The 21,801-nt window shown below is 62.9% G+C and carries 20 protein-coding genes; 16 read left to right on the plus strand and 4 right to left on the minus strand.

Annotated elements, in window-relative coordinates; translation table 11 throughout:
* The first annotated feature begins 17 nt into the window (after nucleotides 1-17).
* The 6 genes from JIN81_RS14570 to JIN81_RS14595 all read left to right on the plus strand — a co-directional run bounded on the left by JIN81_RS14570 (nucleotide 18) and on the right by JIN81_RS14595 (nucleotide 6,696).
* A complete protein-coding gene (locus JIN81_RS14570) occupies nucleotides 18-836 on the plus strand; it encodes a hypothetical protein (protein ID WP_200281310.1) in 819 nt (272 codons plus the stop codon).
* A 105-nt stretch (nucleotides 837-941) separates the two neighbouring features.
* Complete coding sequence (gene radC, locus JIN81_RS14575; RefSeq protein WP_325100890.1) at nucleotides 942-1,634, plus strand: RadC family protein; 693 nt, start codon at nucleotides 942-944, stop codon at nucleotides 1,632-1,634.
* A gap of 75 nt (nucleotides 1,635-1,709) precedes the next feature.
* Nucleotides 1,710-2,060 carry a 6-carboxytetrahydropterin synthase QueD gene (gene queD / locus JIN81_RS14580; protein WP_200281315.1) on the plus strand — a complete coding sequence of 117 codons (351 nt, stop codon included), beginning with the start codon at nucleotides 1,710-1,712 and terminating at the stop codon, nucleotides 2,058-2,060.
* A gap of 102 nt (nucleotides 2,061-2,162) precedes the next feature.
* Nucleotides 2,163-4,346 carry a tetratricopeptide repeat protein gene (locus JIN81_RS14585; protein WP_200281317.1) on the plus strand — a complete coding sequence of 728 codons (2,184 nt, stop codon included), beginning with the start codon at nucleotides 2,163-2,165 and terminating at the stop codon, nucleotides 4,344-4,346.
* A 175-nt stretch (nucleotides 4,347-4,521) separates the two neighbouring features.
* On the plus strand, nucleotides 4,522-5,271 hold the full coding sequence (nagB, locus tag JIN81_RS14590; RefSeq protein WP_200281320.1) for a glucosamine-6-phosphate deaminase: 750 nt from the start codon (nucleotides 4,522-4,524) through the stop codon (nucleotides 5,269-5,271).
* A 69-nt stretch (nucleotides 5,272-5,340) separates the two neighbouring features.
* Complete coding sequence (locus JIN81_RS14595; protein ID WP_200281324.1) at nucleotides 5,341-6,696, plus strand: hypothetical protein; 1,356 nt, start codon at nucleotides 5,341-5,343, stop codon at nucleotides 6,694-6,696.
* A 14-nt stretch (nucleotides 6,697-6,710) separates the two neighbouring features.
* Here JIN81_RS14595 and JIN81_RS14600 read toward each other — a convergent pair whose 3' ends face one another.
* Nucleotides 6,711-7,988 carry a valine--pyruvate transaminase gene (locus tag JIN81_RS14600; protein WP_200281327.1) on the minus strand — a complete coding sequence of 426 codons (1,278 nt, stop codon included), beginning with the start codon at nucleotides 7,986-7,988 and terminating at the stop codon, nucleotides 6,711-6,713.
* A gap of 80 nt (nucleotides 7,989-8,068) precedes the next feature.
* Between JIN81_RS14600 and JIN81_RS14605 the strand changes: the two genes are divergently transcribed.
* The gene (locus JIN81_RS14605; RefSeq protein ID WP_200281330.1) at nucleotides 8,069-8,563 is read left to right on the plus strand and encodes a redoxin domain-containing protein; all 495 of its coding nucleotides are present in this window, start codon (nucleotides 8,069-8,071) and stop codon (nucleotides 8,561-8,563) included.
* 99 nt (nucleotides 8,564-8,662) lie between these two features.
* Here the strand turns inward: JIN81_RS14605 and JIN81_RS14610 are convergent, their stop codons facing one another.
* From JIN81_RS14610 to JIN81_RS14620, 3 genes are read right to left on the minus strand one after another with little or no spacing between them, the layout of a single operon-like run.
* Complete coding sequence (locus JIN81_RS14610) at nucleotides 8,663-9,286, minus strand: hypothetical protein (protein ID WP_200281333.1); 624 nt, start codon at nucleotides 9,284-9,286, stop codon at nucleotides 8,663-8,665.
* A 37-nt stretch (nucleotides 9,287-9,323) separates the two neighbouring features.
* Nucleotides 9,324-10,190, minus strand: coding sequence for an SDR family oxidoreductase (locus JIN81_RS14615; protein ID WP_200281336.1), 867 nt, complete (start codon nucleotides 10,188-10,190; stop codon nucleotides 9,324-9,326).
* Nucleotides 10,191-10,208: 18 nt separating this feature from the next.
* Complete coding sequence (locus tag JIN81_RS14620) at nucleotides 10,209-10,517, minus strand: hypothetical protein (protein ID WP_200281339.1); 309 nt, start codon at nucleotides 10,515-10,517, stop codon at nucleotides 10,209-10,211.
* A 110-nt stretch (nucleotides 10,518-10,627) separates the two neighbouring features.
* Between JIN81_RS14620 and JIN81_RS14625 the strand changes: the two genes are divergently transcribed.
* The 9 genes from JIN81_RS14625 to JIN81_RS14665 all read left to right on the plus strand — a co-directional run bounded on the left by JIN81_RS14625 (nucleotide 10,628) and on the right by JIN81_RS14665 (nucleotide 21,757).
* Nucleotides 10,628-12,199: a cation:proton antiporter family protein gene (locus tag JIN81_RS14625; RefSeq protein ID WP_200281342.1), complete on the plus strand. Its 1,572-nt coding sequence runs from the start codon at nucleotides 10,628-10,630 to the stop codon at nucleotides 12,197-12,199.
* A gap of 405 nt (nucleotides 12,200-12,604) precedes the next feature.
* Complete coding sequence (locus JIN81_RS14630) at nucleotides 12,605-13,213, plus strand: hypothetical protein (protein ID WP_200281345.1); 609 nt, start codon at nucleotides 12,605-12,607, stop codon at nucleotides 13,211-13,213.
* Between the two features lie 675 nt (nucleotides 13,214-13,888).
* Complete coding sequence (locus tag JIN81_RS14635; RefSeq protein ID WP_200281349.1) at nucleotides 13,889-14,539, plus strand: hypothetical protein; 651 nt, start codon at nucleotides 13,889-13,891, stop codon at nucleotides 14,537-14,539.
* 124 nt (nucleotides 14,540-14,663) lie between these two features.
* Complete coding sequence (locus JIN81_RS14640; RefSeq protein ID WP_200281352.1) at nucleotides 14,664-15,944, plus strand: Gfo/Idh/MocA family protein; 1,281 nt, start codon at nucleotides 14,664-14,666, stop codon at nucleotides 15,942-15,944.
* A 21-nt stretch (nucleotides 15,945-15,965) separates the two neighbouring features.
* Nucleotides 15,966-16,562 (plus strand): HEAT repeat domain-containing protein, encoded by a 597-nt coding sequence (locus JIN81_RS14645; protein ID WP_200281355.1) that lies wholly within the window; start codon nucleotides 15,966-15,968, stop codon nucleotides 16,560-16,562.
* An 80-nt stretch (nucleotides 16,563-16,642) separates the two neighbouring features.
* The gene (gene hflX / locus JIN81_RS14650; RefSeq protein WP_200281358.1) at nucleotides 16,643-17,941 is read left to right on the plus strand and encodes a GTPase HflX; all 1,299 of its coding nucleotides are present in this window, start codon (nucleotides 16,643-16,645) and stop codon (nucleotides 17,939-17,941) included.
* Between the two features lie 93 nt (nucleotides 17,942-18,034).
* Complete coding sequence (locus JIN81_RS14655; RefSeq protein WP_200281360.1) at nucleotides 18,035-19,606, plus strand: sulfatase; 1,572 nt, start codon at nucleotides 18,035-18,037, stop codon at nucleotides 19,604-19,606.
* An 87-nt stretch (nucleotides 19,607-19,693) separates the two neighbouring features.
* On the plus strand, nucleotides 19,694-20,905 hold the full coding sequence (gene lpxK, locus JIN81_RS14660) for a tetraacyldisaccharide 4'-kinase (protein ID WP_200281363.1): 1,212 nt from the start codon (nucleotides 19,694-19,696) through the stop codon (nucleotides 20,903-20,905).
* Nucleotides 20,906-21,040: 135 nt separating this feature from the next.
* Nucleotides 21,041-21,757, plus strand: coding sequence for a Bax inhibitor-1/YccA family protein (locus tag JIN81_RS14665; protein WP_234044983.1), 717 nt, complete (start codon nucleotides 21,041-21,043; stop codon nucleotides 21,755-21,757).
* Nucleotides 21,758-21,801 lie beyond the last annotated feature (44 nt).

Consider the following 21,801-nt stretch of genomic DNA (forward strand, 5'->3'; position numbering starts at 1 on the left):
GCTACCTCCCCATGCACATGAAACCTTGGAATGTCTTGCTCACGCTCATCATCGGAGCAGCCCCGCTCCACGCCGACGACCCGGTCTTTGTCGAGAAGAAAGGCATCGTCGCGATGGAGGCCGAATCCACCACGTCCAATCTTCGACGCTGGATCAAGAAGACCGACGTCAAGGACTTCAGCGGGGAATGCCACATCGAGTTCACCGGAAACAAGGCCGAAAGCGGACCGCCCGATTCCCCGCTCAAGTATGCATTCAAGATCAACAAGGGCGGCGTCTATCAGCTGACGATCCGCGGTCACAAACGCCTCGAAACCAAACGTCAGGACATCTCCAATGACTGTTTCGTCGCCCTCGACGGAGACTTCGACGAAGCAGGTGGTGCTCCGCTCAAGATCCTGCGCACCGACACCAAGATGTTCGGAGGATCGGCCGACGGATGGGGCTGGACCACCCAGCTCGACGTCAACCACAAGAAATACCCCGCACTCTATCAGCTCAAGTCGGGCGAGACCTACGAGCTGACCATTTCCGGCAGGTCGAAGAACTTCAACATCGACCGCATCCTGTTCGTCCACGAGGACAAGAACCTGCGCGAGGTCCAGCGCGACAACCCGGACGAAAGCGCGCGTGAATCAGGCGGGATCACCACCTCCCGATTGAAACCGAAAACCTTCCGCACCCTGACCAACGCCGAAGGACGCGAGATCAAGGCCGAACTCGTCAGCAAGCTGGACGACACCCTGATCATCCGCGTGCAGGGAAAACGCTTCGAGATCGCCATCTCTTCCCTGAGCGAAGACGACCAGAAGTTCATCAAGGACTGGCAGCCCTGAGACGGGCGTTCCATCCGAGTCCCTCGGCCGGACGAGCTACGGATTCCATTCACCCGGCCACATCCATCATCGACACCCCCCCGGCCACTGCCGAAGATCCACGCTGTGAGTGAACTCATGCGAGATCTACCGGATGACGAAAAGCCGCGCGAGAAACTGGCTCGTCACGGCCCCGGCCATCTCGACCATGCCGAACTCCTCGCCCTATTCCTGGGCACCGGCATGAAAGGCAAGAGCGCGATCCAACTGGGCCGCGACATCCTCCGACACTTCGGGTCGCTTCATGCACTGGGCTCTGCCGACCTCGAGGAACTGATGAGCTGCCCCGGTCTGGGACCGGCGAAATCCTGCCAGCTCGCCGCCGCCTTCGAGATGGGTGCACGTCTCGCACGCGAACAAATTTCGGCCACCCCACTCGACAGCCCGGAACGCATCCACCAGGCCTTCGGCCCGCAGTTGGCCCACCTCGCCCACGAGAAATTGATCGTCGCCATGGTCAATACCCGCCTCGAACACGTCCACACCACCACCGTGAGCTCCGGCGTGCTCACCGAGACCACCGCCCACCCGCGGGAAATCCTCCAACCCGTGATCCTGCGGAAGGCCTACGGCTTCGTCCTCATCCACAATCACCCCTCCGGCGATCCCACCCCGAGTCAGGCCGATCGCACCTTCACCCGGCGACTGCAGGAAGGTGCCGAACTCCTCGGCCTGCGCTTCGTCGACCACATCGTGATCGGTCGCCCCGCCCCCGGAAGGGAGCCCTACCACTCGTTTCGCGAACACGGCTTGCTCTGACCACCCGATACGGGTTGATACGGATTTCCCTCCCGCTGCCTTGAATCTCCGCGGCCGCAGCGCAAGACTCCCCGCATGTTCACCGTCACCAAGGAGTTCCGCTTCGAGGCCGCCCACGCCCTTCCCCACCTTCCGGAAGGGCACAAGTGCCGGCGCCTCCACGGGCATTCCTACAAGTTCCGCGTCGAAGTGGATGGCGAACTGGACGAACGCGGCTTCGTCATCGACTACGCCGAGATCTCCGCCGAGGTGAACCCCATCGTCGATTACCTCGACCACAAGAACCTGAACGACCTGTTCGACTTCCACACCTCCGCCGAGAACCTCGCCAAGTGGATCTTCGATGAACTGTCCAAGACACTCGCCGTCTCCCGCATCGTTCTCTTTGAAACGGCGAACACGAGCGTGATTTACCCGGCCAGATAAGGGCCACCAAGGGCTTCAGCGCCCCCCGGTTCCATGTTTGACCTCGCGCCAACGCTCGCCTAGCCTCCGCCCGCTATGCCTCAGGGCCTCAACGGATTAACCATGCGTCTCCCCCTCTTCGCTGCCTGCCTGTGGGCCGTGGGTGGCGTCGTTTCCGCGCCCGCCCAGCTCGCCCCGCGCCCGGCCGCCCAGCCAGCCCCGAATTTCGATCCATCCGACGTCTACTTCCAGGGCTGGTTGCTTTCGAAGGATGCCGACAAGCTCGCCGAGAAAGGCAAGGCCACCGAGGCGCTTGAAAAATACCGTCGCGCCCAGCAGCTCTTCGATACCATCGCTCGATCCTTCCCCGAGTGGAAAAAGGAGATGGTCGAGGGCCGGCGCACGAAGACCGTCAACGCCATCGCCTCCGTCGCCCCCGAGGCACTGAAAGAGAAGGAAGCCGACGCCCGGGTCGTCGCCGAGCTCGAAGGCGGCGCCCGCACCGGTGCCGGTCCGGATGGCAACCAGCCCAACCGCCTCGACACCGGAATCCCCGCCGCCCCCATCCCCTCCACGCGCCCGATCGAGACGCTGGAGTCACGACGCATCGCCGACTTGGAAAAGCAGGTCACCGCACTGCAGGACCAGATCAAACGCGGAACCGGAGGCAACGCCGACCCGACGACGACCGAACGCCAACGCGACCTCGCCATTTCCGAACTGCAGAAAACCCGCGCCGAGCTCGACCGCCTGCGCCGCTCCTCCGCCCAGGTGCCGATGCAGCGCGAACTCGACGCCCTGTCGCGACGCATCAATTCCATCGAAGGCGAAAAGGCCGCCATGGCCCGCGCGCTCGATGCCAGCCGCGGCGAAACCAAGCAGGCCAAAGCCCAGATCGATGCCCTTCAGGTCGAGCGTGGCCGCCTGCTTCAGCAGGTGAAACAACTCGAACAACAGGTCGCCGACGCCAAGGGCAACCTCGAGATCGAACGCAAGGCCGCCAATGAAGTGGTCGCCGGCCAGCTCAATCAAATCAAGGAACTGCAGAGTTCGCTGACCAAGAAGGACAAGGAACTAGCGCGTGCCAACAAGCACATCCGCTCGCTCGAAAGCGCCCTCCAGGAAGTCCGCGACTCGCTCGACGAAGTGGAGGAAGAGCGCGACGAACTCCTGCGCGAGCGCGACCAGATGGCAGCCCTGCTCAAGCTCAATGAAGCCGGCCAGCTCCAGGAGGTCATCGACCAGAACATGGCGCTCGACCGCGAACTCCGCGAAACCAAGGACCGCTACGAAGCCCTCCAGGAGGACAGCGATGCCTCCAAGGACGACCTGCTCGAAGCCCTCCGTGACCTCGCCATCAGCAAACTGCGCATTCAGGAATACCGACGCGAGAACACCGAGCAACAGGAACGGCTCGACCAGCTGCAAGCCCGCCTCGAACGGGAGGCCATGATGCTCGACTCCTCCGACGTCGACCCCGCGGAAGCCGCCGTGCTGCGCGGCATCATCAACAAACAACTGCAGATCCAGAAGAAGCGCAGTCAGGCGCGCGAGCTACTGATGGAAGCCCTCGGCGAGAAGGCCAGCCAAGACGAGGACATCCGCACCGCGATGAACATCTTCCAAGGCGCCGAGCTCAACCTCTCGCCCGAGGAACTCAGCGTCATCGACGGCCAGGAGGTCGACGGCGTCATCGTCTCGCCCTTCGCGCGGCCGCGGTCGGAAGTCGAACGCAGCGAAGCCGGCCTGCGCAGCGAGTTGAAACCCTACATCAAGGCCGGCGTTCGCTCGTTCCGTGAAGGCCGCCCGCAGGCATCGCGCGAGATTTTTGAAATGGTCATCGAGCGGAACCCCGGCGACACCATGACCATGTGCATGCTGGGGCTCGTCGAATACAAGCTGGAGAACCCGGTGGCCGCCGCCGACATGTTCCAGCAAGTCACCGAGCTCGACCCGCGCAATCCCTACGCCCACCGGATGCTCGGCCACACCCTGACCAAGATCGGAGAATTCGAGCCCGCCATCAAATCGCTCGAGCGCGCGGTCGAATACGCCCCGACCAATGCCGAAGGGCACCTGCTCCTCGCCAATGCCCTCTTCCGCTACGGCAACCTCGAAGCCGCCGAAGAATCCTTCCGCACCTCCCTTTCCTGCGACCCCACCAGCGCCGAGGCCCACTACAACCTCGCCGTCCTCTACAACCGTCAGGGGAAACGCAAAAACGCGCTGGAACACTACGCCAAAGCCCTCGAGCTCGGCGCCGCACCGAACCTCGACCTCGAGAAAAGCCTCGGCAAGCTGGACTAGGCGCCCCCGCCACCACGCCCGCCACCGATCCCCCCGCGGGATGGGGAGTTCCCACAAATCCCGCGGAACCCGAGGACGCCCGGGCACCTGCAGCGCCCACTCCCTGTCCCCCCGACACGCTCCTCCCGAGGAATTAGTTTTGACAATTTTCGGGCTGCCCCGCATGTCCACGGCGATGACAACAGCGCCAAATGTCTCGGTTTTTCGCAGAAAAGAAGACGCATGCCGCCAACTCGCCCTCGATGTCGCCGGACTGATCGAAAGCATCAACGCCTCGGGACGCCCCGCCGTTCTCGGCCTCGCCACCGGCAGCACCCCAATTCCCTTCTACAAGGCGCTCATCGAATTGCACCAAGCCGGCAAGGTCTCCTTTCAGCAGGTCATCACCTTCAATCTCGACGAATACCTCGGTCTCCCACGGGAACACCCGGAAAGCTACTGGAGCTTCATGCACCGCCAGCTTTTCGATCACATCGACATCCCCGCCGACCACATCCACCTGCCACGCGGCATCGTCGACGACGTCCCAGCCCACTGCCGCGAATACGAGCAGGCCATCGCCGACGCCGGCGGCATCGACTTCCAGCTCCTTGGCATCGGCCGCACCGGCCACATCGGCTTCAACGAACCCGGATCGCCACGCGATTCCCGCACCCGCGAGATCCACCTCGATCCCATCACCCGCCAGGATGCCGCGCCGGCATTCGGCGGACTCGATCAGGTCCCGACCAGCGCCATCACCATGGGCTGCGGCACCATCCTCGCGGCCAGACGCATCGCCCTCCTCGCCTTCGGCTCCCACAAGGCGGCCATCGTCAAGGATGCCCTCCAGGGCCCCATCACGGACCAGGTCAGCGCCTCATTCCTGCAGGAACACCCGGACGCGAATTTCTACCTCGACCAGGAAGCCTCAGCCGAGCTGTAGCCTCCGCTCCTTCCATTCTTCACCGAACTTTCGCATCGCTCCCCGCCCCATCTGCGCTAGGATGGAGGCATGTCGAAGGACGCCCCTGCCTCCAAACTTCAGTCCGCGTGGTCGCGCGAAGCCTCGAAAATCGCCCGCCGCATCAATCTCGGCTGGTGGCTTGAGTCGCTGATGGCACCCGTCGTCGTCATCGGACTGATCGGCACCTGCGTGCTGATGTTCGTGCGCCGCGAAGCCCCGGAAACCGCCGCATGGCAGCTGGCCCTCGGCGTGGCAGGCATGCTCGCCGCCGTCGGTGCCGTCGCCCTGTTCATCGCCCGACGTCACTTTGAAACTCCCGAGCGCTCCATGGTCCGCATCGAGGACTCCATGCGCATGCGCAATGCCCTCTCGGCCGCTCAGGCAGGCGTCGCCCCATGGCCCGAGCTTCCCGAGAAGGTCAATGCCGGGGTGTCCTGGAACTGGCAGCGCCTCGTCATCCCACCCATCGCCGTCCTCGCCTTCCTCCTCGCCGGCCTTCTCATCCCCGTCTCCGCCCTGCCCGGAGAAGATGAAGATCCACCCGAAGCCCCGCTCGCTTGGGAACAGATCGAAGCCGACCTCGAACGCCTCGGACAGGATGACATCATCGACGAGACCTACCTCGAAGAGATGCAGAAGAAACTCGACGAACTGCGATCGAAGGAAGAAGAGGAATGGTTCAGCCACTCGTCGCTCGAAGCCACCGACTCACTCAAGCAGCAGCACAAGTCCGAACTCGAACGACTGCAACGCGACCTCGACCGCGCCGAACGCGCCCTCGGCAACCTCCAACAGAATGCCGGCAACATCCCGCAGGCCCAGAAGGACCAACTCCTGAACCAATTCGATCAGGCCCTGCAGGGGCTGCAGAACGGCGCACTCAAACCGAATCCCGACCTCCTCGACCAACTCCAGCAGCTCGATCCGAACCAACTGGGCAACCTCAATCAGGAACAGCTCGAGCAACTCCGCGAAAACATGCAGAAGGCCGGACAGGCCTGCAAGGACTGCCAAGGAGGCGGCGGTGGAGGCGAGGGCGATGAATGGCTCGACGAACTGCTCGACGGTCAGTGTGAGGGCGACGGACAACAGGGCAACCAACCCGGACCCGGCAACGGCAACGGCGGCGTCCAACGCGGACCCGGCCACGCTCCCGGCGTGCTCGGCAAGGAAGGTGACTCCCTGAAGACCGGCGACCTCGAATCCCTCGAAGCCGAAGACCTCTCCCGCTCCCTTCCCGGTGATCTGCTCCAGCTCCAGGACGGTGAGCACGAGGTCGACAAATCAGCCACCGGCACACAGACCGGCGGCGGCGTGCAGTCGACGGGATCCGGTGGCGACCGCGTCTGGCGGGAGTCGCTCGACCCCGACGAACAGCGCACCCTGAAGCGCTTCTTCGAGTAAGGGCCCTTATGCCTCTACGCCTGGGCCTCCGCCCAGGCGCGCGCGACTTCCTCGCCGATGGTGCGGATGCCGTCCTGTACGATCCGTTCCTCCATCGTGAAGGTCATGCGCAGGCACTCACGGCGGTGACGCCAGTCCTCATCCTCGAGGCCGAAGAAGAAATAGTGCCCGGACACGATCAGCACACCCCGCGCCTTCAGGCGCTCGTAGAGCTCCGCCGAGCTGATCGGCAGACCGGGGAACCACAGCCACAGGAAAAGCGCACCTTCACTACGGTGCACATAGTAGTCGAATCCTTCACCGAAGCTCTCCGCCACCCACTCGCGGGCCTGACGTGACTTTTCGATGTAGAACGGCTTCACCGTTTCATTCGCCAGACGCAGGATCTCCCCACTCTCGATGAGCGGGCGCGCGATGGTCTGACCGATGTTCGGATTCGCCAGACCCACGACCGAGCTCATCGACGCCATCGCCGCCGCAATGCGTGGATGCGCCACCACGATCCCCGTGCGGGTGCCCGGGAGGCCAATCTTCGAAAGACTGAGCGTCAGGATGATGTGCTCATCCCACACCGGCGTCGCATCCCCGAAGATGATGTTGGGAAACGGAGCACCATACGCATTGTCGATGATCAGCGGGATCCCGTGCGCTTTGGCGAGTTTCGACAGGCGCTCGATCTCGCCGTCCGTCAGCACATTGCCGGTCGGGTTCGTCGGGCGCGACACACAGATTGCCGCGATGTCGTCGGTGATCTCCAACGCATCGAAGTCGACCCGATACTTGAATTCATGCTCGCCGGTCTTCTCGATCTTCGGCGGCACGGCGCGGAACAAGTTACCACAGGTCCCCTGGTTCGCATAGCCGATGTACTCCGGCACCAGCGGCAGCAGGATCCGCTTCCGGCTCCCATCCGGCATCTCCCCCGCCAGCAGGTTGAAGAGGAAAAAGAAGGCCGTCTGACCACCCGCCGTGACCGAGAAATTCGCATCCGTGACCGGCCAGCCGAACTCGCGTTGGAAAAGAGTCGTCAGCGCCTCGATGAATCTCGGGTTCCCCTTCGGCGGGTCGTAGTTCGCCAGCATCCGCTCCAGCGCTCCGGGCTCGGCGAGGATTTCCTCCATCCGCCGACGCCAGATCGCGTTCACTTCCGGGATGTGTGCCGGCTGCCCGCCCCCGAGCATCCGGATGTCGTCACCCCCGGAATTCAGGGCCTCACCGAGGTCCGCCATCAGCTCTTCGATGCCGCTGCCTCCGGCAAGTTCTTGTCCCAATTTGGAAAAATCGAATTTCATGTCCTTTGGATCCGTTGACCTGACGCCACTTCAGCCTATGCTGCCGACGAATTCTTCATAGCAACAACCCCGAAAAGATCATGGCACTCAAAATTGGCGACAAAGCCCCCGACTTCACTCTCGTTAGCAAAGGCCCTGATGGCCCGGAACTCGTGAAACTCAGCGACTTGGTCGGCAAGACCAATCTCGTCCTCTTGTTCGTACCCATGGCCTTCACTGGTGTTTGTACCCAAGAGTTCTGCGACATCACTTCCGGCATCAAGGACTACGAAGACCTCGATGCGACCGTCATCGGCATCTCCGGTGACAACCCCTTCGCTCAGGAAGCCTGGGCCCAGAAGGAAGGTATCGGCATCCAGCTCCTCAGCGACTACGAACACACCGTCGCCGCCGACTACGGCGTCGCCTACGACCAGTTCCTACCCGAGGCCAATCTGATCATGGGTGGCGTGGCCAAGCGCTCTGCCTTCGTCGTCGACAAGGCCGGCGTGATCCAATACGCCGAAGTCCAGGACCACCCGAAGGACCTCCCTGACTTCGCCGCCGTCAAGGCCGCCCTGCAGGGCTTGAGCTGAACGGGAGGCGCACGGTCCACCCCTCACACCCATCCATCAAAAAAGCCGCGGGTCTCACGACCCGCGGCTTTTTCATGATTGGGTTCGAACTCCCGAGCCTTACTCGGGGTCAGCGGCGCCTTCCGGTTCACTCGCCACATCGTCCGGGCTGGCCTCCTCAGTCGTTGGATCTGGCAGCGGTGGCTCGGCGCCCAGACCAGGCGTCGGGGCGTCATCAGGCAGCGGTGGCAAGTCCGCCGGCGCATCCGGATCGATGGTCGGAGGCACCACCGGCACGTCCGGGTCAGTCGTCGTCGGGTCGCCCTGAAGCGGGATCACCCCATCAACCGGAGGATACACCTGATACTCGCTGCCGGAATACTGCGCGGCCTGATCCTCCTTGCCCATCACCATGACCGAAGGCACGAAGCCGACTTCACCGCTATCCAGCTCGGCCTTGACGAAGCTCCCGTCGTCGGAAATCACCTTCATCATCGTGTCCGCAGGCAGCAGGCGATCCGCCGTCGCGTCCCCGGATGGCTTGTTCTTGAAAAAGGCCGTGTTCGGTGAGACCGAGCGCACGAACTCACCGGGACGATACCCGGTATTGGCCACGGCCACACCGGCACCACCGCCACCCGCAGGGTCCAGAGGATCGAAGCCACCGGAGTCATACGGACCGCCAAGCTCACAGCTGGCAAGCGCCAGACAGGCTACGGGGAGGAAAGAAATACAGCGATTCATGAGAAGTGCCTAACACTGGCACGCGCCCCCATACCGGTCAACGGCTTATGGAAACACCATCCACGTAATCCCCAAGCGCCTCCCGCCAATCCCGCGGCGCCTCCCCCAGAAGATCCGTCAGCCGCGCCGTCGACATCGCCGTATGCCGCGGCCTCACCGCACGGAAAACCTCCATCTCATCCAGCCGCTGCTCCTCCACCCGCACCGGCTCCTTCAGCTCCCCCCGCTCGACCAGCCGCGCCACGATGAACTCCGCCATTCCGTGCCAACTCGTCGGACCGCCACCCTGACAAGCATGCAGGATACCCGCCGGACACCCCTCAGCCACCACCCGCTCCACCCAGTCCGCCAAATCCCGCGTCGCACACGGCAACGACGTCTTGTCCCCCACCGCCGCAAGCGACTCGCCCGCCAGCGCACGCTGCACCACCTGATCCGGAAATGCCGCCCGCTCCGGGCCGAAGACCCACGACACCCGCATCACACATCCACCCTCTTCCCGCACCGCCTCCTCCGCATCCGCCTTCGTCATCGCATACACCGAGCGGGGATCCACCGCCTCATCCTCCGCATGCAGACCCGCCTCGTCCCCGCCCAGCACATAGTCCGTGCTGAAGAAGATCATCCTCCGCCCCGCCTTCCGGCAGCACCGGGCCAAACGCGCCGTCGCCTCGAAATTCACCTGCCGCGCCAGCAATGGCGCATCCAGACACCCCTCCAGCGACGTCATCGCCGCCGGATGCAGCAGCACATCGAAGCCCCCCGCCGATACCTGCCCGACCGCATCCGGGTCCGACAAATCCAGCACCTCACGGGGCAACTCGATCACCTCGTGGCGCGGACCAAACCGATCCGCCAACGCCCGACCGACGCGGCCACCCGTGCCAGTCACCGCAATGCGCATCCCCCGGAACTCCCCGATTCAGATCACCCCAGTTTCCTCCAGCGCATCCTCCACCACACCGTCACCGGCATCACGGATCCCACGCAGACGCCGCTGCACACCGCGCCGCGTCTTCGGTCCATTCACCTTGTTCACGATGCCCGAGACCGCCAGCGGCATCAGCGCCGCTACCCCGAGAGCCGCCAGGCCGATGGCAATGCCACGCCGTGCATTGGCATGCATCACCTCACCCAGGATCAGCCCCGCAGCCGCACCAAGCAAAGCCGGTGAAGCCAGGGCCGTGGTCTCCTCCCAAGCCTTGTCGTGATCGTCATTCGTCGCGTCCATGTCCTCAACCTAGCAGTTCCCCGCGCCGCGACAACACCTGAAACCCGCTTCTTCACCACCCCGACCAATTCCCTTGAGCCCCGACCGGAACCCTCCAATCCTGCCAACACATGGTCGCCATCTTCATCACCGTCGCCTTCATCGCCGGACTGATCGCCAAGAAGATCGGCCTGCCCCCCATGGTCGGCTTCCTCGTCGCCGGCTTCGCCCTCCGGGCCGCCGATTTCGAGGCTCCCGAAGCCCTCCCCACCGTCGCCGACTTCGGAGTCACTCTCCTCCTCTTCACCATCGGCCTGAAACTCAAGGTCCGCTCGCTGCTCCGCCCCGAAGTCTGGGCCGGCACCACCCTGCACATGGCCGTTACCTCCGTGTGCTTCGCCGCCCTCGCCCTCGCCCTCGGCGCCTGCGGGCTCCCCCTCTTCGACGAACTCGAGTTCCGAACCGCCCTCATCATCGGCTTTGCCCTCAGCTTCTCCAGCACCGTCTTCGCCGCCAAGGCCTTCGAAGACCGGGCCGAGCTCGCCACCCGCCACGCCGCCACCGCCATCGGCATCCTCATCATGCAGGACGTCATCGCCGTCGTCTTCCTCACCCTGTCCAAAGGCCAGACCCCCTCCCCCTGGGCACTCGCCCTCCTCCTCATCCCCCTGCTCCGCCCTCTCGCCATCGGCCTGCTCGACCGCGTCGGCCGCGGCGAACTCCTCCTCCTCTTCGGATTCTGCATGACCTTCGCCGGCTACGTCCTCTTCGAGCAGGTCGGGCTCAAGGGCGACCTCGGTGCCATCGCCATCGGCATGCTCCTCGCCTCCTCACCCCGCGCCGAAGAACTCGCCAGGAACCTCTTTGGCTTCAAAGACCTCTTCCTCGTCGCCTTCTTCCTCAGCATCGGCCTCTCCGAAGACCTCTCCCCCGCCGCCTTCCTCGCCGCCCTCATCTTCCTCCCCTTCCTCGTCCCCAAGGCACTCGGCTTCTACGCCATCCTCTGCGGCTTCCGCCACCGCGCCCGCCCCGCCTTCTTCGCAAGCGTCGGCCTCGCCAACTTCAGCGAGTTCGGCCTCATCGTCGGAAACGTCGCCGTGCTCTCCGGATGGCTGTCCAGCGATTGGCTCGTCGCCATCGCCATCCTCGTCGCCCTCAGCTTCGTCGTCGCCGCCCCCCTCAACTCCGCCCCCTCCGTCCTCTTCGACCGCTTCGCGAAAAAACTCAAAGCCCTCGAACGAGCCACCCCGCTCCCCGAGGACCGCCCCATCGTCAGCACCCACCCCGACGTCGTCATCTTCGGCATGGGCCGCATCGGCACCGGTGCCTACGACTGGTTGATCGAGCACCGCAAGCTTCACGTCGTCGGCGTCGACTCCGATCCCACCGCCCACCAGGAGCACGTCAAAGCCGGACGCAACATCATCTTCGCCGACGGCACCGATCCCGGCTTCTGGGAACGCCTCGACCTCTCCGTGAAACCCAAGATGGTGATCATCGCCACCCGCAACTTCCGCGCCACCGTCCGCATCGCCTCCCGTCTCTGCTCCTACCAGGCAGGCGTCCCCATCACCGCCCTCGTCAAGCACCCCGACGAGGCCGAAGAACTCAAAAAACTCGGCGTCCACTCCGTCTTCGATCTCTACCACGAAGCCGGCACCGCCTTCGCCGCCGAAAGCTGGCACGAACTCGAAGAAGCCTAACACCCCCAACAAAGCAACCCCACCTTCGGACCTTCAGACCTTCAGACCTCCAGACCTCCAGACCTCCAGACCTCCAGACCTCCAGACCTCCAGACCTTCAGACCTTCAGACCTTCCACCTCGCCTACCCATGCTGAAGAAGCTGGGCCAGATCGCCAGACACTTTGGCGCGGTCGTGGCGAGCGATGACGGTGATATCTGGACCATCGACGAGGACGGCCGAGTATCGATCGAGGGCTCTTGATATCCCTCCGATCTAACGGCTTCCATGCAGATTAAGACGAGCAAGCCCCCCCCCCACTCAACACCTCTCCCGAGCTCTTGCCGTCTCCTTCGGAAGCTGATTGGATACATGTGGCGTTCGTGGTCCAATAATCGGGAACACTTGGGCTTTTGCAGGGAAACCATGAATCAACTCGCTTCCATTCTGATCTTTCTCGTACTTCCATCGATGCTTGGTGGCACAACCCTTGCTGACCCACCAACGGATACGGGGCTTGATTTCAAGGTCATCAAGGCGGATCGAAACAAGAAGGACGATACAGGATTCGACCTGCTGACAGTGCGGATCACGAACGAATCGAAGTCCAACTATTGGATCATGACTGGCGAAAAGGACCCGGTTGAGAGGTTTTCCAGGACGAATCCGGACGCATTGATCTACTTGATGCACCATTCTTTCACGACGGATCACGGCGATCATTATCACGTTCGAAAAGGTGGCAGCTGGAAGCGCATCCACCCCCTTGGTTTCCGAAGAACCACGAACGAGCGCTGGATCAAGATCGGCCCTGGCGATCATAAAGAGATGAGTATTCCGGTAGCGGATACACTGGTAGATCATGCGGCAGAAATCGACCTCACCATGTTTTTCTCACGGGATGAGAAGGGACAAGACCGGTTCCACTTGGTGAGCAATGCAGTGATCGTCAAGACTCACCAACCAAACGCCCCCAACCATCCTTCTGCTCCCCGAGCCGGTTCAGAGCCTTCCGTTCGTGGCTCGGAAGAATAAGACCGCTGGAGAAATGGCAGGCCTTGACGATCTTGCTCACAGCCAGGTCGGTCGAAGGACCACTGCTGCCAGCGTTGCTATTGAATTCTTGCCGCCACCTTCGGGAATTGCTTCGCTGTTTGGGAGCATTTCGATTTGGTTGTCGGGAATGTCTCACTTCAAGCGTTGGCCAACAACATGAGTGACGATCTCGCAACGAACTACAGCATCTCCAAGTGGGTTCATCATCTAAGGGACTACCCATCGAAGGAGTCGTTGCGAAGTCATGAGGTTAGTTCACTGCTGATAGCTCTGATAGCGGTGCCGCTGGCACTAGTCCAACTACGGGTCTTTATTGTGTTCCGCGGAATGGGGGAAACTGAGACCGCAAGCGAAACGGCAGACTTCGGCGCTTTCGGGGACACCGGCTGGAACCTTGCTGCTGCGGGTCTCTGGACATTATGTTCCTTGGTGAATTTCTGGCGGTGGTGGTCATGCAGGCGCAAGAGACTCAGCGGAAATGCCTCTCAGGGGGGCGACCACTTCTGAACGAGGCAGTCGATGAGCTCCCCATCATCGGCCTTATTGCATCCTTGTCGCCAGTTTCGGAAACTGGTTGGTTAATTCCAGCCTGTCCGGATCGCCTGTCCGGATCGCCTGCGCATCACCCCATCCACACAGCACAGACGCCAGACGATGATCCGACTCCTTACGGCATTCTTGTCAGGCATCGCCGTGGCGCTGGTTGGCTCATGGCTCTGGTCCGCCAAGCAGAGCCTAGCGGATGACGCGGACCACCCACAGGTCGCAGGCCCCCAACTGAAGGGTGTGGAATGGTTCGCCCGCGTCGATGGCTTTGCGGAGTTGATCCACAAGGCTCCCGGTCTGGCCAAGACCTTGTCCGAAGCGGAAAAGGTCACCGTGTTCCGAGTCGTCGAGGGTGCAGGAGACATCGAGATCGGACAATACGCGTTGGGAAAACCATACGAAGCCACGACCAAGGAGGCGGCGGCGTATTCGAGGGTGATGTGCTCGCCGACATCCGTCACGGATGTGAGCGCCTGCCTCTTCTCGCCTGGATTCGGCATCGAGTTCGTCCGGGGAGAGTCGGAGTTCTACGCCTTGGTATGTTACTCATGCAGTGACATCCTGTTCTTCGACCGCGAGGGGCAAACGGTGGGCGGATTCGGGATGACCCGGGAAGCGGAGGCAGCACTCGCCGGCATGTTCCGGACAGTCTATCCGGATGACATCGAAGTGCAGGCATTGAGCGACGAAGTTGCGTCTTCGCCCTCCTTTTCCATCAAACGGATCAAAGCGATGCACTCTGGCGGCGACCCACGGTGACCAGCCCCGGCACGTGAAACAGAAATCGTGAGAATTGACGCCCTTCGATGATGGGTTTCTTCTGAAACGACCGTAGTCAATTCGAGCGGTTCCCAGCGAACCACTTCTCAACCTCATCAGACCGATGTCCATCACGCCCACCCGACGCCAATTCCTCAAGACCACCGCGCTCACCTTCGGCGCACCCACCTTCATTCCAGCATCCGCACTCGGGCGGGACGGACATGTGGCTCCAAGCAACCGCATCGTGCTGGGCGCCATCGGGATCGGCCCGCGCGGCCGCAAGGTCCTCTCGTGCTTCCTCAAGGAGAAGGACGTGCAATTCGTCGCCATCGCGGATGCGCAGGAGAACCGCCGCGAGACCGTCCGCCGGATGGCCATGCGCGCCTACGATACGGAGGACTGCAAGAAGTACAGCGACATGAACGAGATGCTCGAGCGGGACGACATCGACGCCACCCTCATCTGCACCGGGGACCGCTGGCACGCCCTCGCCTCCATGAGGGCCGCGAAGGCTGGGAAGGACATCTATTGCGAAAAACCCTGCAGCATGACGATCCGTGAGTCACAGGAACTCGCGGACACCATCAATCGCTACGACCGGGTGTTCCAGGCCGGCACCCAGCGACGCAACGTCGACAACTTCCGCTTCGCCTGCCAACTCGCCGCTGGTGGCAAGCTCGGCACGGTCGAGAAAGTCCACGCCGGCATTCTTTCCCTGCGCGAGGATTTCTCGTGGCTGCCGGAGGAACCACTGCCAAGCACCGATGAGATCGACTGGGATGCCTGGCTCGGCCCGTCACCTTGGCGCCCCTACAACAAGAAATACACCCAGGGGCGGTGGCGCGGATACTACGACTTCAATGGCGGCGCCACGCTGCCTGAGTGGGGAGCCCACACCATCGACCTCTGCCAATGGGCCGCGGGGGCCGATGGCACCGTGCCGGTCGAGTATGAGGCCGATGGCGACACCATCCATGCCACCTATCAGAATGGCGTGAAACTTGTCATGCGACTCGCCGGCTTCAAGGGCGAGGGCGACTGGGTGGTTCCCGGCACCTGCCCGGTGCGCTTCGAGGGCGACGAAGGCTGGGTGGAGGCCGCCGACAGCGGCGAAATCAAATCCAACCCGGCTTCTCTGGTGAAGGATTTCCCGGAAGGTGGCCTCTCAGGCACCGACCCGAGCAAGCACGTCCGCGAGTTCCTTGACTGCGTCAAATCCCGCAAGAAACCGGCCGCGAATGCCGATGTCACCCGCTACGGACACATTGTGTCCCATGCCGCTTCGATCGCATGGCGACTGGGCCGGAAAGTCCGCTTCGATCCCGCGACCGAGACCTTCATCGATGACGCCGAAGCCAACCACATGATCAGCCGCTCCCGCCGTGCCGGATGGACCGCCTGAAACCCCTGACCTTCTGCCAACATGAGCTCCACACCGATCAAAGACGAGGCATCCCAACTCGCCATCCTGAACTCAAGCGCCTCGGATCACGACAAGGCGGTCGCCTGCCAGATGCTGGTCTACGTCGCCGGACCGAAGTCCATTCCAGCACTCGTCCCGCTCCTCGAAAGCGAGAAACTCGCTGCATACGCCCGCAGCGTGCTCGAGGCCATCGACGATCCTGCCGCTTCGAAAGCACTGCTCGACGCCCTGCCGGAACTGCAAGGCCGCCCGCTCGCCGGGGTGGTCGACTCCCTCGGAGTCCGACGGGAAAAGGAAGCCATCCCCGCCCTTCAAAAGCTCGCCTCGGGTGAAGCAAAGGACGGACAGCCGGAAGCCATCGCCTCGCTGGGCATGATCGGCACCCCTGACGCTGCCGCCGCCCTCGAAGTCATCCTGACCCAGGGACCGGAGCCTTCCCAAACCGCTGCCGGCCACGCCGCCATCGTCGCGGCCGAACATCTCTCCCGTGAAGGTCACGCGGAGGAAGCCAAGCGCCTGAGCCGAGGCCTCATCAAGCTGTTCCCGAATGGCCCGATCCACGTGGCTGCGGTGAAGCTGGAGACAGCCCCGCAATGAGGCAGCGCCCACCCCACAAGTCGCGGCGCCCGTACTTTGGGAGTTGAGCAGGGGCCACACCCTGCTATCCCCCCTTCCCGATGTTCGAAGTCCGCGAGAAACCCGAAATGGTCGAACGAGCCCTGCTCGTGCGGCTGTATTTCGACCCACGGGAAGCCGACGAGTCCGAAGCCCTCCTCGAAGAGCTCGAGGAACTCGTCCGAACGCTGGGCATCGGCGTGGTCGAGAAGGTCCTCGCGAAGTCCCGCTCGATGCACAAAAAATTCCTCTGTGGCACCGGCAAGGCCGCCGAGATCGTGGACCTCGCAAAGGCACATGAGTGCGACTGCATCGTCTTCGACAACCAGCTCGCCCCATCCCAGCAGCGCGAGTGGGAGGCCGCCGCCGACCTCTGCGTGATCGACCGCGAGGAAGTCATCCTCGACATCTTTGCCAAGCGCGCACAGACGCGCGAGGCCCGGCTCCAGGTCGAGCTCGCCCGCATGCAGTACGCCCTGCCCCGCATGGCCCGCATGTGGGGTCACCTCGACCGCGAAGGCGGCGGTGGATCCGGTGGGTCAGCCGCAGCACGCGGCATGGGTGAGAAGCAGATCGAGGTCGACCGCCGCATGGCCCGCGTGCGCATCGACCGCGCCAAACGCGAACTCGAGGACGTCCGCAAACAACGCGCGACCCAGCGCCACGCCCGCGAACGGCTCGAAACCCCGCACGCTTCCATCGTCGGCTACACCAACGCCGGCAAGTCCACACTGCTCAACCGCCTGTCAGGCTCCGAGGTCCTGTCCAAGGACATGCTCTTCGCCACCCTCGACACGACCACCCGGCGCATCGACCTTCCCGACGGACAGCCGCTGCTGCTCACCGACACCGTCGGCTTCGTGCGAAACCTCCCCCACCGACTCGTCGAGGCCTTCAAGGCAACCCTCGAGGAGTCCGTCCTCGCCGACTTCCTGATCCACGTCCTCGATGCCTCTTCTCCCGAAGTCGAGGCCTTCCATGATACGACACTCTCCGTACTTGCCGAGCTCGGCGCGGGTGAGAAGCAGATCATCACGGTGCTCAACAAGATCGACAACGTGTCCGACCCCGATCAGATGGCCTTCCTTCGCCGCACCTTCCCGGACGCCATCCACGCCTCGGCCCTGAAGGACATCGGCATCGCCGAATTGCTCGATGCCTGCTCGACCGCCCTCGCTTCCCGCGTCCAGCGACTCCGCTACCGGATCCCCCAGTCACGAGCCGATCTCGTCGGCCTGCTGCATCGCGACGCCAAGATCCTCTCCACCGACTACGAAGGGAACGACATCCTCGTTCACGCCGTGGTTCCCGCCGCGATTTCGGGAAAACTGGAAGGTTTCCTGACCGAACCCCCCGAGTGAGCCCGAAAAGCCGCCAATCCCGCCAATTCGTGCGGCTTTAGTGCAATGTCCACCGGATTCCCGTCGTTTGAATCCCCTCAGCCCAAGAACCTCATGCGCCTGACCCCACTTTTCCCCGCTCTCGCCGCCCTTCTGATTCCTGTCAGCCACGCGGCGACCGATGCACCAAACATCATCATCTACATGGTCGACGACCTCGGCTGGAACCACGTGCAGGCCGGCAAGGGAACCATGGGAACCACGCCCAAGCGCTATCAGACCCCCGAAATCGCGCGACTGGCGGCCGATGGGTTGAGCTTCACCCACGCCTACTCGCAGCCGAACTGCGCGCCGACCCGGGCCGCCATGCTGTCCGGACAGTATCCGGCACGCATCCACAACAAGGTCTACGTCGTCGGCAGCCTCAATCGCGGTGGAAAGAACGGAAAGTTCAAGGGCCCGGAGCAGGGTGAGGACGTCGATGCCGAAGCCATCACCGTCGCGGAAGCGCTGAAGGAGAATGGCTACGCTACCGCCCACATCGGGAAATACCACGTCGGCGGTCATGAAGGCGGCGAGGCCACCCTGCCCGAGAAGGCCGGCTTCGACATCAACATCGGCGGCGGCAAGCAAGGCCATCAAGGGTCCTGTTTCGCGTCCAAGCCGAAGAATGGCAACAAGTGGGGCTTCAAGAACGTCGGCTACGGTGCCTTCGACAAGTATGCCGCTCCCTACACCGATGAGTATCTCAAGAAACACGGCTTCCCCGCCGAACTGAAAGGCACCCCGAAGCACGTGTCGGATGCCGTCGGTGACGCCCTCGAAGAAACCGTCGCCACCCTGGCGAAGGGAGACAAACCCTTCTACATCCAGTTTCACACCTACGCCGTGCACGGCCCCGTGAAGGCCCGCCCCGACCTGTTCAAGAAGGCGGAGGCGAGGGTTCCGACCGGCCACAAGGCAGCCGGCAGGATGGCCCACTACCTCGGATTCATCGACAGCCTGGATCTCAACCTCGCCCGCATGCGCAAAATGCTCGAAGACCCGAATGGTGACGGCGACACCTCCGACAGCATCACCAAGAACACCCTCATCCTCTTCACCTCGGACAATGGCGGCACCCACGCCGACAACCTTCCGCTCAAGGGCAACAAGGGCATGCTCACCGAAGGCGGCATCCGTGTCCCCCTCATCGCCTGCTGGCCCGGCACCATCCCGGCCGGCACCGTGACGGACAACAAGGTGCACTCGGTCGACTACTACCCGACCTACCTCGAACTCGCCGGCAACAAATGGACCCCACCCGCCGACACCCACCCGCTCGATGGCACTTCATTCGCCGACCTCCTCAAGAAGCCCACCCTCGAGGATGACCGCGATGCCATCTTCTTCCTCTTCCCCGGATACCTCGACACCCGCGCCACCCCCTCGGTCGTGGCCATCGATGACATCGCCGGAAAGCGCTACAAGCTCTACTACTACTACGAAGGGAATCGTTGGGAGCTTTACTGCCTCAGCGACGACCAGGAGGAAGCGAAGAACCTGATCAAGGAAGAGGCGGAGAAAGCCAAAACCCTATCGGTCAAGATGCTCAACTGGCTCAACCAGGAGCACCCCACCTGGAAACCCAGCTTCCCGCTCATCCGTGAGACCGGCAAAAGCGCCGGCCCTCCTCCAGGACTCTGATCGCTCCCGGCAATCCTCCGGGCGACTTCTCCCGACATTGCGCCTTGGCGCTTCCCATCTGGTCTCCAATCATGGCGCCACCGCCTGATGAAAGAGACCCTCGCCGAGTTCGAGCAATGGGGCGCCGATGTGATCTTCGGCCGCGCCAAGGGTTTCCGTGCCGGGATGACGCGGATCGCGATGAGCTTCCTCTCGGTCCTCTTCCGCGGCGTCGTCCACGCCCGCATGGCCGTCTTCCGCAAACGCTGGAAACAGCAGGCCCACCTCGGAACCCAGGTGATCTGCATCGGCAACATCACCGTGGGCGGTACCGGCAAGACGCCCGTCACCGAGATGCTGTCCAAGGCCCTCCGAGACCGGGGTCGCCGTGTCGCCATCCTTTCCCGGGGCTACAAGAGCCGACGACTCAAGAAGGCCCAGAAATGGGAGGACGCCGCGGGAAAACCCATCGAGTCCGACCTGATGCCCAAGGTCGTCTCGGATGGCTCGTCCCTGCTGCTGGACTCCAAGTATGCCGGTGACGAACCCTACATGCTCGCCCGCAATCTCGATCAGGTCTCCGTCGTCGTCGACCGCGACCGGATCAAGGGGGGACGCTTCGCCGTCCGGCATCTCGGAGCCGACACCCTCGTCCTCGACGACGGCCTGCAATACCTCCGACTCGCTCACGGCACGGACATCGTCCTCGTCGACCGGACCGCCCCATTCGGCACCGGGCACCTCCTGCCGCGAGGGACCCTCCGCGAGCCACCATCGAACCTGAAACGGGCCAGCTACATCCTGATCACGAAATGTGACGGGTCCTCCAACGAACCCCTGATCGAGCGCATCCGTCAGCACAACCGGTTCGCCCCCATCATCGAGTGCGCCCACGGCCCGCGCTACCTCGAGGAGCTTTTCACCGGAAAGCGCCAACCGCTCGACTACCTGCAGGACAAGTGGGTGGCCGCCATCTCGGGAATCGCCGTGCCGGAAGGCTTCGAGAAAAGCCTCGAGAACCTCGGGGCCCACGTCGAGATCCGCCGCCACTTCCCCGACCACTACCGCTTCACCCAGCGTGAGATCGATACCTTCATGACCCGCTGCATCGAGCGCGACATGGAGTTGATCATCACCACCGAGAAGGACGCCGTGCGTTTCCCGAAGCCGAAGGAAGCCATCGTTCCCATCTGGTTCCTGCGGATCGAAGTCGAGATCCTGAAGGGTCAGGAGGACTGGGATGAAATGATCGACCGCTTCTGCCACCCGAACGCCCCCGGCGACCCCATCCTCCGCTACCGCGACATGTACGCCATCTAGCAGAGTGCTTCGGGCCTGCGTCCCCGGCCTGCATGGGCGCGTGAATCAGCAGCCTTCAGATCCTCTGGCCTGTTGGGTTCATCTTGCCAAACCGCTCCCCATCTGCATTTTCCTCGAACCAAGCACTTCCCGATCATGGACTATACCAATCCCTACGCTACCGGCTCCGTTTCGGAATATCCGGAGGACACCCGCTCAGAATTCATCCGCAAGACCTACACGCACCTCGCCGGAGCGCTGGTTGTGTTCGCTCTGCTCGAAACCATCATGCTGCAGGCCGGACTTGGCAATGCCGCCCTCCAGTTGATCAGCGGTGGCAAGTACACCTGGCTGATGGTCCTCGGCGGATTCATGATAGTCGGCTGGCTGGCCACCAAGCTCGCCTACAGCGCCACCTCCGTGGCCACGCAGTATCTCGGACTGGCCATCTACACGGTGGCGGAAGCGGTGATCTTCCTGCCCATCATGGCCCTCGGCATCGCCGTGACCGGAGATGCCATGATCCTCGGACAGGCCGCCGTTCTGACCGGAGCCCTCGTCCTTGGCATCACCACGATTGCCTTCACCACCAAGAAGGATTTCACCTTCCTCGGCGGAGCCCTCAAGATCATCGGATTCGTCGCCCTCGGGATGATCGTGGTTTCGATCTTCGGCGGCTTCAACCTGGGACTCTGGTTCTCCGTGGCCATGGTCATCTTCGCCGGTGGCGCCGTACTCTATGATACCAGCAAGATCATGTACCACTACCAGCCGGGACAGCACGTGGCCGCATCGCTCTCGCTCTTCGCCAGCATCGCCCTGCTCCTGTGGTATGTGCTGCGCATCCTCATCTCGCTGAGCGGTCGGGATTAGTCCGAACGACCCGGATCCGCCAGATCCATCTTGAGTTCGCGGGT

It is taken from the genome of Haloferula rosea (assembly GCF_016595525.1).
Lineage (GTDB): Bacteria > Verrucomicrobiota > Verrucomicrobiia > Verrucomicrobiales > Akkermansiaceae > Haloferula > Haloferula rosea.

Coding starts and splice junctions, on each gene's coding strand:
- JIN81_RS14570 (WP_200281310.1), top strand. CDS start 18: ATGAAACCTTGGAATGTCTTGCTCACGCTCATCATCGGAGCAGCCCCG.
- queD (WP_200281315.1), top strand. CDS start 1,710: ATGTTCACCGTCACCAAGGAGTTCCGCTTCGAGGCCGCCCACGCCCTT.
- JIN81_RS14585 (WP_200281317.1), top strand. CDS start 2,163: ATGCGTCTCCCCCTCTTCGCTGCCTGCCTGTGGGCCGTGGGTGGCGTC.
- nagB (WP_200281320.1), top strand. CDS start 4,522: ATGACAACAGCGCCAAATGTCTCGGTTTTTCGCAGAAAAGAAGACGCA.
- JIN81_RS14595 (WP_200281324.1), top strand. CDS start 5,341: ATGTCGAAGGACGCCCCTGCCTCCAAACTTCAGTCCGCGTGGTCGCGC.
- JIN81_RS14600 (WP_200281327.1), bottom strand. CDS start 7,988: ATGAAATTCGATTTTTCCAAATTGGGACAAGAACTTGCCGGAGGCAGC.
- JIN81_RS14605 (WP_200281330.1), top strand. CDS start 8,069: ATGGCACTCAAAATTGGCGACAAAGCCCCCGACTTCACTCTCGTTAGC.
- JIN81_RS14610 (WP_200281333.1), bottom strand. CDS start 9,286: ATGAATCGCTGTATTTCTTTCCTCCCCGTAGCCTGTCTGGCGCTTGCC.
- JIN81_RS14615 (WP_200281336.1), bottom strand. CDS start 10,190: ATGCGCATTGCGGTGACTGGCACGGGTGGCCGCGTCGGTCGGGCGTTG.
- JIN81_RS14620 (WP_200281339.1), bottom strand. CDS start 10,517: ATGGACGCGACGAATGACGATCACGACAAGGCTTGGGAGGAGACCACG.
- JIN81_RS14625 (WP_200281342.1), top strand. CDS start 10,628: ATGGTCGCCATCTTCATCACCGTCGCCTTCATCGCCGGACTGATCGCC.
- JIN81_RS14630 (WP_200281345.1), top strand. CDS start 12,605: ATGAATCAACTCGCTTCCATTCTGATCTTTCTCGTACTTCCATCGATG.
- JIN81_RS14635 (WP_200281349.1), top strand. CDS start 13,889: ATGATCCGACTCCTTACGGCATTCTTGTCAGGCATCGCCGTGGCGCTG.
- JIN81_RS14640 (WP_200281352.1), top strand. CDS start 14,664: ATGTCCATCACGCCCACCCGACGCCAATTCCTCAAGACCACCGCGCTC.
- JIN81_RS14645 (WP_200281355.1), top strand. CDS start 15,966: ATGAGCTCCACACCGATCAAAGACGAGGCATCCCAACTCGCCATCCTG.
- hflX (WP_200281358.1), top strand. CDS start 16,643: ATGTTCGAAGTCCGCGAGAAACCCGAAATGGTCGAACGAGCCCTGCTC.
- JIN81_RS14655 (WP_200281360.1), top strand. CDS start 18,035: ATGCGCCTGACCCCACTTTTCCCCGCTCTCGCCGCCCTTCTGATTCCT.
- lpxK (WP_200281363.1), top strand. CDS start 19,694: ATGAAAGAGACCCTCGCCGAGTTCGAGCAATGGGGCGCCGATGTGATC.
- JIN81_RS14665 (WP_234044983.1), top strand. CDS start 21,041: ATGGACTATACCAATCCCTACGCTACCGGCTCCGTTTCGGAATATCCG.